The sequence below is a fragment of the Pseudomonas sp. S10E 269 genome, assembly GCF_002798465.1.
GTDB classification, from domain to species: Bacteria; Pseudomonadota; Gammaproteobacteria; order Pseudomonadales; family Pseudomonadaceae; genus Aquipseudomonas; species Aquipseudomonas pergaminensis.
In genome coordinates, this window is sequence record NZ_PHIJ01000001.1 from 2,916,844 (window position 1) to 2,930,037 (window position 13,194).

Annotated in this window: 13 protein-coding genes; 12 read left to right on the plus strand and 1 reads right to left on the minus strand. The window is 60.9% G+C overall.

Annotated features, from left to right (window positions below; genetic code table 11):
• Positions 1 to 125 precede the first annotated feature (125 nt).
• The 12 genes from CWC48_RS13450 to CWC48_RS13505 all read left to right on the plus strand — a co-directional run bounded on the left by CWC48_RS13450 (position 126) and on the right by CWC48_RS13505 (position 12,414).
• Positions 126 to 1,238, plus strand: a complete 1,113-nt coding sequence (locus CWC48_RS13450; protein ID WP_058424775.1) for an ABC transporter ATP-binding protein — start codon at positions 126 to 128, stop codon at positions 1,236 to 1,238.
• A 43-nt stretch (positions 1,239 to 1,281) separates the two neighbouring features.
• Positions 1,282 to 2,322 (plus strand): ABC transporter substrate-binding protein, encoded by a 1,041-nt coding sequence (locus CWC48_RS13455; RefSeq protein WP_010206957.1) that lies wholly within the window; start codon positions 1,282 to 1,284, stop codon positions 2,320 to 2,322.
• Between the two features lie 164 nt (positions 2,323 to 2,486).
• Entirely contained in the window at positions 2,487 to 3,734 is a 1,248-nt protein-coding gene (locus CWC48_RS13460) for an ABC transporter permease (protein ID WP_099493035.1), read from the plus strand.
• 12 nt (positions 3,735 to 3,746) lie between these two features.
• Positions 3,747 to 4,571, plus strand: coding sequence for an ABC transporter permease (locus tag CWC48_RS13465; protein WP_017739612.1), 825 nt, complete (start codon positions 3,747 to 3,749; stop codon positions 4,569 to 4,571).
• Positions 4,572 to 4,787: 216 nt separating this feature from the next.
• A complete protein-coding gene (locus CWC48_RS13470; RefSeq protein ID WP_100492019.1) occupies positions 4,788 to 5,936 on the plus strand; it encodes an iron-containing alcohol dehydrogenase in 1,149 nt (382 codons plus the stop codon).
• A gap of 84 nt (positions 5,937 to 6,020) precedes the next feature.
• Complete coding sequence (gene rpe / locus CWC48_RS13475) at positions 6,021 to 6,695, plus strand: ribulose-phosphate 3-epimerase (RefSeq protein WP_046035020.1); 675 nt, start codon at positions 6,021 to 6,023, stop codon at positions 6,693 to 6,695.
• Positions 6,692 to 7,510, plus strand: a complete 819-nt coding sequence (locus CWC48_RS13480) for a phosphoglycolate phosphatase (protein WP_028618148.1) — start codon at positions 6,692 to 6,694, stop codon at positions 7,508 to 7,510. Before rpe ends, CWC48_RS13480 begins: the two co-directional genes overlap by 4 nt.
• A gap of 70 nt (positions 7,511 to 7,580) precedes the next feature.
• Positions 7,581 to 9,062 (plus strand): anthranilate synthase component I, encoded by a 1,482-nt coding sequence (trpE, locus tag CWC48_RS13485; RefSeq protein ID WP_100492020.1) that lies wholly within the window; start codon positions 7,581 to 7,583, stop codon positions 9,060 to 9,062.
• A 10-nt stretch (positions 9,063 to 9,072) separates the two neighbouring features.
• Positions 9,073 to 9,666 (plus strand): aminodeoxychorismate/anthranilate synthase component II, encoded by a 594-nt coding sequence (locus CWC48_RS13490; protein ID WP_100492021.1) that lies wholly within the window; start codon positions 9,073 to 9,075, stop codon positions 9,664 to 9,666.
• A gap of 9 nt (positions 9,667 to 9,675) precedes the next feature.
• Positions 9,676 to 10,725, plus strand: a complete 1,050-nt coding sequence (gene trpD / locus CWC48_RS13495; RefSeq protein WP_029296763.1) for an anthranilate phosphoribosyltransferase — start codon at positions 9,676 to 9,678, stop codon at positions 10,723 to 10,725.
• Complete coding sequence (gene trpC, locus CWC48_RS13500) at positions 10,722 to 11,558, plus strand: indole-3-glycerol phosphate synthase TrpC (protein ID WP_078050411.1); 837 nt, start codon at positions 10,722 to 10,724, stop codon at positions 11,556 to 11,558. Before trpD ends, trpC begins: the two co-directional genes overlap by 4 nt.
• 160 nt (positions 11,559 to 11,718) lie before the next feature.
• Complete coding sequence (locus CWC48_RS13505) at positions 11,719 to 12,414, plus strand: lipoate--protein ligase family protein (RefSeq protein ID WP_100492022.1); 696 nt, start codon at positions 11,719 to 11,721, stop codon at positions 12,412 to 12,414.
• Here the strand turns inward: CWC48_RS13505 and crp are convergent.
• On the minus strand, positions 12,411 to 13,055 hold the full coding sequence (gene crp / locus CWC48_RS13510; protein ID WP_078051000.1) for a cAMP-activated global transcriptional regulator CRP: 645 nt from the start codon (positions 13,053 to 13,055) through the stop codon (positions 12,411 to 12,413). The two genes, CWC48_RS13505 and crp, sit on opposite strands and share 4 nt — an antisense overlap.
• Positions 13,056 to 13,194 lie beyond the last annotated feature (139 nt).

Sequence of the window (13,194 nt, forward strand, 5' to 3'; positions counted from 1 at the left end):
GTAGGGCGATTCCTACCCCAAACCTTCCATCCGGCTGATGCAATTCTCTCCTGGCCCCCGATTTCCGGGGCCTTGCGCCTGGACTACGCTTGTTCCACAGCAGTCCAAAATACAAAGGTGCGGGTATGAGCGAGGTGGATTCAAATGATGTGCTGGTCAGCTTTCGTGGCGTGCAGAAGAGCTACGACGGCGAGAACCTGATCGTCAAAGACCTCAACCTGGAGATTCGCAAGGGCGAGTTCCTGACCCTGCTCGGGCCGTCCGGTTCGGGCAAGACCACCAGCCTGATGATGCTCGCCGGCTTTGAGACGCCGACGGCTGGCGAAATCCAGCTGGCCGGGCGTTCCATTAACAACGTGCCACCGCATAAGCGCGACATCGGCATGGTGTTCCAGAACTACGCGCTGTTCCCGCACATGACCGTCGCCGAGAACCTGGCGTTCCCGCTGTCAGTGCGTGGCCTGAGCAAGACCGATATCAGTGAGCGGGTCAAACGCGTGCTCAGCATGGTCCAGCTCGACGCGTTTGCCCAGCGTTACCCGGCACAACTCTCCGGCGGCCAGCAACAGCGCGTGGCCTTGGCTCGGGCGCTGGTGTTTGAACCGCAGCTGGTGCTGATGGACGAACCCCTCGGCGCCCTCGACAAGCAACTGCGCGAACACATGCAGATGGAGATCAAGCACCTGCACCAGCGCCTGGGCGTGACCGTGGTGTATGTGACTCACGACCAGGGCGAAGCCTTGACCATGTCAGACCGGGTGGCGGTGTTCCACCAGGGCGAGATCCAGCAGATCGCTGCGCCGCGCACCCTGTATGAAGAACCGAAGAACACCTTTGTCGCCAACTTCATCGGCGAGAACAACCGCCTCAATGGCCGCCTGCACAGCCACACCGGCGAGCGCTGCGTGGTGGAGCTGGCGCGGGGCGAGAAGGTCGAGGCGCTGGCGGTGAATGTCGGCCAGGTCGGCGGCCCGGTGACCCTGTCGGTGCGCCCGGAGCGTGTCAGCCTCAATGGCTCCAGCGAAAGCTGCGTCAACCGCTTCTCTGGGCGGGTGGCGGAATTCATCTACCTGGGCGACCACGTGCGCGTGCGCCTGGAAGTCTGCGGCAAGACCGATTTTTTTGTGAAACAACCGATTGCTGAGCTGGACCCAGCCCTGGCGGTCGGCGACGTGGTACCGATTGGCTGGCAAGTCGAGCACGTTCGCGCACTCGACCCACTTCTAGAGGCGAATTGATCGCCCCCTGGCTTCACCAACCCTGCACGTGGAGAGAACAACAATGTTGAGTTCCTTGAAGTATTCCGTTTTGGCATTGAGCTTGATGGGTGCGACACAGGCCATGGCAGGCCCGGACCTGACGGTCGTGTCCTTTGGTGGCGCGAACAAGGCGGCCCAGGTCAAGGCCTTCTATGCACCGTGGGAAAGCGCGGGCAACGGCAAGATCGTCGCCGGCGAGTACAACGGTGAAATGGCCAAGGTCAAAGCCATGGTCGACACCAAGAGCGTGTCCTGGGACCTGGTGGAAGTGGAATCGCCGGAACTGTCCCGTGGCTGCGACGAAGACATGTTTGAGCCACTGGACCCGAAACTGTTCGGCAACACCGCCGACTACGTGAAGGGGGCGATCCAGCCGTGTGGCGTGGGCTTCTTCGTGTGGTCGACGGTGCTCGCGTACAACGCTGACAAGCTGGCATCCGCGCCAACCAGCTGGGCGGATTTCTGGGACACCAAGAAATTCCCTGGCAAGCGTGGCCTGCGCAAAGGCGCCAAGTACACCCTGGAATTCGCCTTGATGGCCGACGGCGTTGCGCCGAAAGACGTGTACAAAGTGCTGGCCGGCAAAGATGGCCAGGACCGTGCGTTCAAGAAACTCGACGAGCTCAAGCCGTCGATCCAGTGGTGGGAAGCCGGCGCACAACCGCCGCAGTACCTGGCCTCGGGTGACGTGGTGATGAGCTCGGCCTACAACGGCCGTATTGCTGCCGTGCAGAAAGAAAGCAACCTGAAAGTGGTGTGGAACGGCGGTATCTACGACTTCGACGCCTGGGCCATTCCTAAAGGCCTGGCCAAGGACCGTGCCGAGGCCGCCAAGAAATTCATCGCCTTCTCGGTGCAGCCGCAGCAGCAGAAGACCTACTCGGAAAACATCGCCTACGGCCCGGCCAACACCCAAGCCGTGCCGTTGCTGGCCAAGGACGTGCTGAAGGACATGCCGACCACTCCGGAAAACATCGCCAACCAAGTGCAGATCGATGTGAGCTTCTGGGCGGACAACGGCGAGCAACTGGAGCAGCGCTTCAATTCCTGGGCGGCCAAGTAACACCGCATACCCCTCTGGCGAAACCGCTTCATGTGGGAGCTGGCTTGCCTGCGATGCAGACACCTCGGTACAGCTGATGCACCGAGTTGATGCCATCGCAGGCAAGCCAGCTCCCACAGTGACCGTGTTGCCAAGGACCAACCGTAGATTTTCCGGAGTCAGCCATGGCCATCGCCGTTCCCTCGAACGAGGTCAACAGCCCCACCCTCAAGCAACGCCTGGCGCGTGCCGAGCGGCTCAATCGCTGGAAGGCCCAGGCCTTGATTGCGCCGCTGGTGCTGTTTTTGCTGCTGGTGTTCCTGGTGCCGATCGTAGCGCTGCTGTTCAAGAGCGTCGGCAACCCGGAAGTGGTGGGTGGGTTGCCGCGTACTGTAGTTGCGATCACGGCCTGGGACGGTCGTGGCCTGCCGGGCGAGCCGGTGTACCAGGCGCTCAGTGAGGACCTGGGCGAAGCGCGCAAAAACCAGACCCTGGGCGATCTGTCCAAACGCCTGAACATGGAACTGGCCGGCTACCGCAGCCTGCTGACCAAAACCGCGCGGGCGCTGCCGTTCAGCGAAGCGCCTGGCTCTTATAAAGAAGCGCTGGAAAACCTCGACGAACGCTGGGGCGACCCGGCTTACTGGCAGGCGATCCGGCGCAATACCAGCAGCCTGACACCGTTCTACCTGCTGGCGGCCGTCGATCACCGCATCGACGACCTCGGTGAAGTGGCGCCGGCCACGCCGGACCAGGCGATCTATCTGGATATTTTCGCCCGCACCTTCTGGATGGGCCTGGTGATCACTGCGGTCTGCCTGCTGTTGGCCTATCCGCTGGCCTACCTACTGGCCAATCTGCCGGCACGCAAAAGCAACCTGCTGATGATCCTGGTGTTGCTACCGTTCTGGACCTCGATCCTTGTACGGGTGGCGGCGTGGATCGTGTTGCTGCAGTCCGGTGGCCTGATCAACAGTGCACTGATGGGCATGGGCCTGATCGATAAGCCGCTGGAGCTGGTGTTCAACCGCACCGGGGTCTACATCTCCATGGTGCATATCTTGCTGCCGTTCATGATCCTGCCGATCTACAGCGTGATGAAGGGTATTTCGCCCACCTACATGCGTGCGGCGATTTCCCTGGGCTGCCACCCGTTCGCCAGTTTCTGGCGCGTGTACTTCCCGCAAACCTACGCCGGTGTTGGTGCCGGCTGCCTGTTGGTGTTCATCCTGGCAATTGGTTACTACATCACCCCGGCACTGCTGGGCAGCCCGAACGATCAGATGGTCAGCTACTTCGTGGCGTTCTACACCAATACCAGCATCAACTGGGGCATGGCCACGGCACTGGGCGGCTTGCTGCTGCTGGCCACCGTGGTGTTGTACCTGATCTACAACCGGTTGGTGGGCGCCAGTCGCCTGCGCCTGAGCTAAGGAGACCTTGCGATGCTGAGCCCTTATATGTCGCCCGTTGAGCGGGTGTGGTTCTACAGCTTGCGGATCCTCTGCGGCTTGATCCTGTTGTTTTTGATTCTGCCGGTGCTGGTGATCATCCCGCTGTCGTTCAACAGCGGCAGTTTCCTGGTGTACCCGCTGCAAGGCTTCTCGCTGCACTGGTACCAGGACTTCTTCGCCTCGGCCGAGTGGATGCGTGCGTTGAAGAACAGCATCATCGTCGCCCCGGCGGCCACGGTGCTGGCCATGGTGTTCGGCACCCTGGCGGCGATCGGCCTGACCCGCGGCAATTTCCCCGGCAAGGCACTGGTGATGGCGCTGGTGATTTCGCCGATGGTAGTGCCGGTGGTGATCATCGGCGTGGCCAGTTACCTGTTCTTCGCGCCGCTGGGCTTGGGCAACAGCTTCTTCTCGCTGATCGTGGTGCATGCGGTGCTGGGCGTGCCGTTCGTGATCATCACCGTGTCCGCCACGTTGCAGGGGTTCAACCATAACCTGGTGCGGGCGGCCGCCAGCCTCGGAGCCTCGCCACTCACGGCGTTCCGCCGGGTGACCTTGCCGTTGATCGCGCCAGGCGTGATTTCTGGGGCGCTGTTTGCCTTCGCCACCTCGTTTGATGAAGTGGTAGTAACGCTGTTCCTCGCCGGCCCCGAGCAAGCGACCCTGCCGCGCCAGATGTTCAGCGGCATCCGCGAAAACCTCAGCCCGACGATTGCGGCGGCGGCGACCCTGCTGATTGCATTCTCGGTGTTGCTGTTGCTGACCCTGGAATGGTTGCGTGGGCGTAGCGAGAAACTGCGTACCGCCCAGGTCTGAGCGGGTAAACGCGATCACCTGTGGGAGCTGGCTTGCCTGCGATTGCATCGCCGCGGTTTGCCTGCCATACCGAGTCGCCTGAATCGCAGGCAAGTCAGCTCCCACATAAACCGTGCCCGCGTTGAGTCACCTGACCATTCAGACCCTGAATGCTAGGCAACCCAAAATCCCGAGCTACTCTTGTGCCAGCCCATCACTTAATAAGAGGCCGCGCACATGAGTACTTCCTCATTCAAGATCGCCCACAAACTGTTGACCGGCGCTGGCGCCATCGAACAACTGGCCTTTGAGCTAGCCCGCCTGGATGTGGATAACCCGCTGATCGTCACCGACGCTGCGCTGGTCAAGTCCGGCACGGTGTCGCTGGCCCTTGAACACCTGGGCGAACGCACTTACGAGATTTTCGACCGGGTGTTGCCCGACCCGGAAATCGCCATTGTCGAAGACTGCATGCGCGTTTACCGCGAGGGCGGGCACGACGGCCTGATCGGCGTGGGCGGCGGCAGTGCCATTGATATCGCCAAAAGTGTTGCGGCCTATGCCGGTTATCACGGCGCGCTGGCCGACTTGTTCGGCGTCGACCAGGTGCCGCGCAAGGGGCCGCCGCTGATCGCTATCCCGACTACCGCCGGCACCGGTTCGGAGGTGACCAATGTGGCGATCCTCTCCGACAAGGTCGCGCAGCTGAAAAAAGGCATCGTCAGCGATTACCTGCTGCCGGATGTGGCGCTGATCAGCCCGCAGATGACCCTCACCTGCCCGCGTAGTGTTACCGCCGCCAGTGGTGTCGATGCGCTGGTGCATGCCATCGAATCCTACCTGTCGCTGAATGCCTCGCCGATCACCGATGCGTTGGCGATTGGCGCGATCAAGCTGATCGCCAATGCATTGCCCAAGGCCTACGCCAACCCGGCCAACCTGCAGGCCCGCGACGACATGGCCACTGCCAGCCTGATGGCCGGCATGGCGTTCGGCAATGCCGGGGTGGGGGCGGTGCATGCGTTGGCGTATCCGCTGGGTGGGCGCTTCAATATCGCCCACGGCGTGAGCAATGCATTGTTGCTGCCCTACGTGATGCACTGGAACAAGCTGGCCTGTGTCGAGCGCATGCAGGACATCGCTCAGGCGATGGGCGTGAATGTCACCGGCTTGAGCGTCAACGATGCCGCCGACCAGGCCGTCGAGGCGATGACGCGACTGTGTGCCGCAGTGGAGATCCCGGCGGGCTTGCGCAGTTTCGGGGTGCCCGAGGACGCGATCCCAGCCATGGCGGTAGAAGCGGCGGGTATTGAGCGCTTGATGCGCAACAATCCACGCAAGCTCAGCGCGGCCGATATCGAGAAAATCTATCGGGCGGCTTACTAACCGTTGAGTTAGGTCACGGTGCGCGCGGCAAAGCATGAGGTATACAATGCGCGCCATCGTGATTTAGCTCAAAAAAGGTGCGTCATGCAGCCCTTCGTCATTGCTCCATCGATTCTCTCCGCCGACTTCGCCCGCCTGGGTGAGGAAGTGGACAAGGTGTTGGCCGCGGGTGCCGACTTCGTGCACTTCGATGTCATGGACAACCACTACGTGCCCAACCTGACCATCGGCCCGATGGTCTGCGCCGCGTTGCGCAAGTACGGCATCACTGCGCCGATTGATGCGCACCTGATGGTCAGCCCGGTGGATCGCATCATCGGCGACTTCGTTGACGCCGGCGCGACCTACATCACTTTCCACCCGGAAGCCTCGCTGCACGTCGACCGCACCCTGCAACTGATCCGCGAAGGCGGCTGCAAGGCGGGCCTGGTGTTCAACCCGGCCACACCGTTGAGCGTGCTTGAGTACGTGATGGACAAGGTCGACATGATCCTGCTGATGAGCGTCAACCCAGGCTTCGGTGGGCAGAAGTTCATCCCCGGCACGCTGAACAAGTTGCGCGAAGCCCGCGCGCTGATCGACGCTTCGGGCCGTGACATCCGCCTGGAAATCGACGGCGGGGTCAACGTCAACAACATCCGCGAAATCGCCGCGGCGGGCGCCGACACCTTCGTGGCCGGCTCGGCGATCTTCAACGCGCCGGACTACCAGGAAGTCATCGACAAGATGCGCGCCGAACTGGCGCTGGCGCGTCCATGAGCGGCTTTGAGCAGCTGTTCCCCGGCAAATTGCCACGGCTGGTGATGTTCGATCTGGACGGTACCTTGATCGACTCGGTGCCCGACCTGGCGGCGGCGGTGGACGAGATGCTGCTCAAGCTGGGCCGCAAGCCGGCCGGGATCGAGTCGGTGCGCGAATGGGTCGGCAACGGCGTGCAGATGCTGGTGCGCCGGGCCTTGGCCAACAATATCGACGCCGAAGGCGTGGATGAAGTCGAGGCCGAACACGCCCTGGAACTGTTCAACGCCGCCTATGAAGACGGCCATGAACTGACCGTGGTCTACCCCGGCGTGCGCGACACCCTCAAGTGGCTGAGCAAGCAGGGCGTGGAAATGGCCCTGATCACCAACAAGCCGGAGCGCTTCGTCGCGCCATTGTTGGACCAGATGAAAATCGGCCGTTATTTCCGCTGGATCATCGGCGGCGATACCCTGCCGCAGAAAAAGCCCGACCCGGCGGCGCTGTTTTTCGTGATGAAAATGGCCAATATCCCGGCCTCGCAGTCGTTGTTTGTCGGCGATTCACGCAGTGATGTGCTGGCGGCAAAGGCTGCGGGCGTGCAGTGCGTGGCCCTCAGCTACGGCTATAACCATGGTCGGCCGATCGCCGAAGAGTCGCCATCACTCGTGATTGATGACCTGCGCCTGTTAATCCCCGGTTGCTTGGGAGCTGGCGCTGAGATAACGTTGCCCGATACCGATCCGTCCCCTTCTGGAAATTCCATCGTGGTGGTCACTCGCAAACTCTGGATGAAAGTCATCAAGGCCCTGGCCCGCTGGCGTTGGCGCGCCTGACTGATCCTGGCCGCACTCTGCGGCGCGTTTGCATACCTGACTGTTAGACCCTCAAGCCACGAGGCATATGATGACCCGCGAAGAATTCCTGCGTTTGGCCGCTGCCGGCTATAACCGCATTCCCCTGGCCTGCGAAACCCTGGCCGACTTCGACACGCCGCTGTCGATCTACCTGAAACTGGCCGACGAGCCGAACTCTTACCTGCTCGAATCGGTACAGGGCGGCGAGAAGTGGGGGCGTTACTCGATCATCGGCCTGCCGTGCCGTACGGTGCTGCGCGTGCACGACCATCATGTGAGCATTACCCATGATGGCGTCGAGATCGAAAACCATGATGTAGAAGACCCGTTGGCGTTCGTCGAAGCGTTCAAGGCGCGCTACAACGTGCCGACCATTGCTGGTCTGCCGCGTTTCAACGGCGGCCTGGTGGGTTACTTCGGTTATGACTGCGTGCGTTATGTGGAAAAACGCTTGGGCAAATGCCCGAACCCGGATCCGCTGGGCGTGCCGGACATTCTGCTGATGGTTTCCGATGCCGTGGTGGTGTTCGATAACCTCGCCGGCAAGATGCACGCGATCGTACTCGCCGATCCATCCCAGGAGGACGCGTTCGAGCAAGGCCGTGCCAGCCTCGAAGCCCTGCTGGATAAATTGCGCCAGCCGATTACCCCGCGTCGCGGCCTGGACCTCAGCCGTCCGCCGGCAGCCGACCCGGTGTTCCGCTCCAGCTTTACCCAGGATGACTACGAGCGTGCGGTCGATACCATCAAGGAATACATCCTTGCCGGTGACTGCATGCAGGTGGTGCCGTCGCAGCGTATGTCCATCGATTTCAAGGCCGCGCCGATCGATCTGTACCGCGCGCTGCGCTGCTTCAACCCGACGCCGTACATGTACTTCTTCAATTTTGGCGACTTCCACGTGGTGGGCAGTTCGCCGGAAGTGCTGGTGCGTGTCGAAGACAACCTGATCACCGTACGCCCGATCGCCGGTACGCGCCCACGCGGTGCGACCGAAGAGGCCGACCTGGCGCTGGAAGAAGACCTGTTGAGCGACGACAAGGAAATCGCCGAGCACCTGATGCTCATCGACCTGGGCCGTAACGATACCGGGCGTGTCTCGGAAATCGGTTCCGTGAAGCTCACCGAGAAGATGGTGATCGAGCGTTATTCGAATGTGATGCACATTGTGTCCAACGTCACCGGCGAGCTGAAAGCCGGGCTGACAGCAATGGACGCACTGCGCGCGATTCTGCCGGCAGGCACCTTGTCGGGTGCGCCGAAGATCCGCGCGATGGAAATCATCGACGAACTGGAGCCGGTCAAACGCGGTGTCTATGGCGGCGCCGTGGGTTATTTCGCCTGGAACGGTAACATGGACACGGCCATTGCGATCCGCACGGCCGTGATCAAGGACGGGGAGTTGCACGTGCAGGCCGGCGGCGGGATTGTTGCCGACTCAGTGCCGGCCCTCGAATGGGAAGAAACCCTGAACAAGCGCCGCGCGATGTTCCGCGCCGTTGCGCTGGCTGAACAGACCCCTAATTCTTGAGGTTTCCCCCATGTTGCTGATGATTGATAACTACGATTCCTTTACCTACAACGTTGTGCAGTACCTGGGTGAGTTGGGTGCCGAGGTCAAGGTAGTGCGCAATGACGAACTGACCGTGGCCGAGATCGCTGCGCTGAACCCGGAGCGCATCGTGGTTTCGCCAGGCCCGTGCACGCCGACCGAGGCGGGTATTTCCCTGGAGGCGATCAAGTATTTCGCCGGCAAGCTGCCGATCCTGGGCGTGTGCCTAGGCCACCAGTCCATTGGCCAGGCCTTTGGTGGTGAAGTGGTGCGCGCGCGTCAAGTGATGCACGGCAAGACCAGCCCAGTGTTTCATCATGATCTAGGGGTGTTCCATGGGCTTAACTTGCCCGTGACGGTGACCCGCTACCACTCGCTGGTGGTCAAGCGCGAAACCCTGCCGGAATGCCTGGAGCTGACTGCCTGGACCCAACTGGAAGATGGCTCCGTCGACGAGATCATGGGCCTGCGCCACAAGACACTGAATATCGAAGGGGTGCAATTTCACCCCGAGTCGATCCTGACCGAGCAGGGCTACGAGCTGTTCGCCAACTTTCTCAAGCAGAGCGGCGGCACGCGCTAAGGACTTTCCATGGATATCAAGACTGCCCTGAGCCGTATCGTCGGCCACCTGGACCTGAGCACCGCTGAAATGAGCGATGTCATGCGCGAGATCATGACCGGTCAATGCACTGATGCGCAGATCGGCGCGTTCATGATGGCGATGCGCATGAAGAGCGAAAGCATCGACGAGATCGTCGGCGCCGTATCGGTGATGCGCGAGCTGGCGGACAAGGTTGAGCTCAAGACCCTCGACGGTGTTGTGGACGTGGTCGGCACCGGCGGTGACGGTGCGAACATCTTCAACGTCTCGACCGCTTCTTCTTTTGTCGTCGCGGCAGCGGGTTGCACCGTGGCCAAGCATGGTAACCGCGCCGTGTCCGGCAAAAGCGGCAGTGCCGACTTGCTGGAAGCGGCGGGTATCTACTTGAATTTGACCCCGGTACAAGTGGCGCGCTGCATCGACAATGTCGGTATTGGCTTCATGTTTGCCCAGTCCCACCATGGCGCAATGAAGCACGCCGCCGGCCCGCGCAAGGACCTTGGCCTGCGCACCTTGTTCAACATGCTCGGCCCGCTTACGAATCCGGCCGGTGTGAAACACCAGGTGGTGGGCGTGTTCAGCCAGGCGTTGTGCCGGCCATTGGCCGAAGTGCTGCAGCGCCTGGGCAGCAAGCATGTGCTGGTGGTGCATTCCAAGGACGGCCTGGACGAATTCAGCCTGGCGGCACCGACCTTCGTGGCGGAGCTGAAGAATGACCAGGTCACCGAATACTGGGTCGAGCCGGAAGACCTGGGCATGAAGAGCCAGAGCCTGCACGGCCTGGCAGTGGAAAGCCCGGCGGCGTCTCTGGAACTGATTCGTGATGCCCTGGGGCGTCGCAAGACCGAAAACGGTCAAAAAGCCGCTGAGATGATTGTTTTGAATGCGGGCGCTGCACTGTATGCGGCCGACCACGCCTATAGTCTTAAGGAAGGTGTCGCCTTGGCCCACGATGCGCTGCACACCGGTCTGGCTCGCGAGAAGCTCGAAGAGCTGGGAGCATTCACCGCAGTATTCAAGATGGAGAATGAAGGATGAGTGTGCCGACCGTTCTGGAAAAGATCCTGGCTCGCAAGGCTGAAGAAGTCGCCGAACGCCGTGCTCGCGTGAGCCTCGCCGAGCTGGAAGAGCAGGCGAAGGTCGCTGATGCGCCACGTGGCTTTGCCAACGCGTTGATCAAGCAGGCCAAGGAAAAACAGCCCGCCGTCATTGCGGAAATCAAGAAGGCTTCGCCTAGCAAGGGCGTCATTCGCGAAGTATTCATCCCTGAAGACATAGCCAAGAGCTATGAGAAGGGCGGGGCGACGTGCCTGTCGGTGCTGACTGATATCGACTACTTCCAGGGCTCCGACCTGTTCCTGCAGCAGGCCCGTGCCGCGTGCAAGTTGCCAGTGATCCGCAAGGATTTCATGGTCGACCCTTACCAGATCGTCGAAGCCCGTGCCCTGGGCGCCGACTGTGTGCTGCTGATCGTCTCCGCGCTGGATGACGTGAAGATGGCCGAGCTGGCGGCCGTGGCCAAAAGCGTCGGCCTGGACGTGCTGGTGGAAGTGCACGACGGCGATGAGCTGGAGCGCGCGCTGAAGACCCTCGACACACCGCTGGTGGGGGTCAACAACCGTAACCTGCACACCTTCGAAGTCAGCCTGGAAAACACCCTCGACCTGCTGCCGCGCATCCCGCGTGACCGTCTGGTAATTACCGAGAGTGGCATCGTCAACCGTGCGGATGTGGAGCTGATGGAGATCAGTGGCGTGTATTCGTTCCTGGTGGGCGAGACCTTCATGCGTGCCGAGAACCCAGGAGCTGAATTGCAGCGCCTATTCTTCCCGGAGCGTGGTGTGGCGGTCAGCGGTTCGACACTGGATTGATTTGAAACGCGGCCATCATTTGGAATGCAGTCTAAATGTGGGAGCGGGCTTGCTCGCGAAAGCGGTGTGTCAGTCAATATATTCATTGCTGTCTTACCGCATTCGCGAGCAAGCCCGCTCCCACAATTTGTTCGGTGTTCATTCAGAGAGGTAGGTGTTGATGGTTAAGCCGCAAGCGATGACTGTTGAAGCCGGTCTTGCCGCCGAGCAAGCCTTGTTGGCGGCTGTTTGCGCTGGCGAACAAGAGTTCGGCTTGCTGTTCTGGCAACCCAGCGACCAAGCCTTGGTCATGCCGCGTCGTTTGAGCCGCTTGCCGGCATTTGAGACCGCCAGCCAGGTTTCCGCGGATGCCGGTTGGCCGGTATTATTGCGTGAAACCGGTGGAGAACCGGTGCCGCAGTCGAATGCGACGGTCAACATCGCCCTGGTCTATGCTCCGCCACGCAGTGAAGGCGATCAGAACCGTATCGAAACCGGTTATTTGCGTTTATGCCAACCGATCTGCGATTTGCTGATCGAGTTGGGAGGCGATGCCTCCGTCGGTGAAATCGACGGTGCGTTTTGCGACGGTCGCTACAACGTCAACCTTAACGGCCGAAAAATGGTCGGCACGGCCCAGCGCTGGCGCCAAAGTGGTGGTCGCCCGGTGGGGTTGGTGCACGGTGCGCTGTTGTTGGAGAACGATCGCGAAGAGCTGATCGCGGCAGTCAACCGCTTCAATCAAGCCTGCGGCCTCGACCAGCGGGTGCGTGCCGACAGCCATATCGCCCTGCACGAAGCCTTCCCTGCACCGGATGCGATCAGCCGGCTGGACACCTTGTACCGTCAAATGTTGGCCAGCTTCCTGCCGGTTTAACGGGTACCGAACACCACCATCGTCTTGCCTTTGACGTGGACCAGGTTGCGTTCTTCCAGGTCCTTGAGCACGCGACCGACCATCTCCCGTGAACAGCCGACAATACGCCCGATTTCCTGGCGCGTGACCTTGATCTGCATGCCGTCAGGGTGTGTCATGGCGTCGGGCTGTTTGCACAAATCCAGCAAGCAGCGGGCGACACGACCGGTGACATCAAAGAATGCCAGGTCGCCGACCTTACGCGTGGTGTCCCGCAGGCGCTGGGCAATCTGGCCGCTGAGGGCGTAGAGGATGTCGGGATCCTGCTGGGCCAGCTCGCGGAATTTGGCGTAGCTGATCTCGGCCACTTCGCACTCGACCTTGGCCCGCACCCAGGCACTGCGTTCCTGTTCCTTGCCAGCTTGTTCGAACAGCCCCAACTCCCCAAAGAAATCCCCGGTGTTCAGATAGGCAATGATCATTTCACGGCCATCTTCGTCCTCGATCAGGATGGTGACCGAGCCTTTGATAATGAAGAACAGTGTTTCGGAACGCTCGCCGGCGCAGATGATGTTGTGCTTGGCCGGATGACGACGGCGCTGGCAATGCATCAACAGTTTGTCGAGATTCTTGATCTTGGGTATGGGAGTAAGGGCAACCATGGTTGTGTCCCGAAAAGACTGCGCGAGGTAGATGGAGTTGTTGTATTCATCGGTATCGGCATTGATACACGGTGCATAAAGGGTGGCAATACGCCATCGATTTGGCGCCAGCTTAACAGACACATTCTGTCTCGATTAG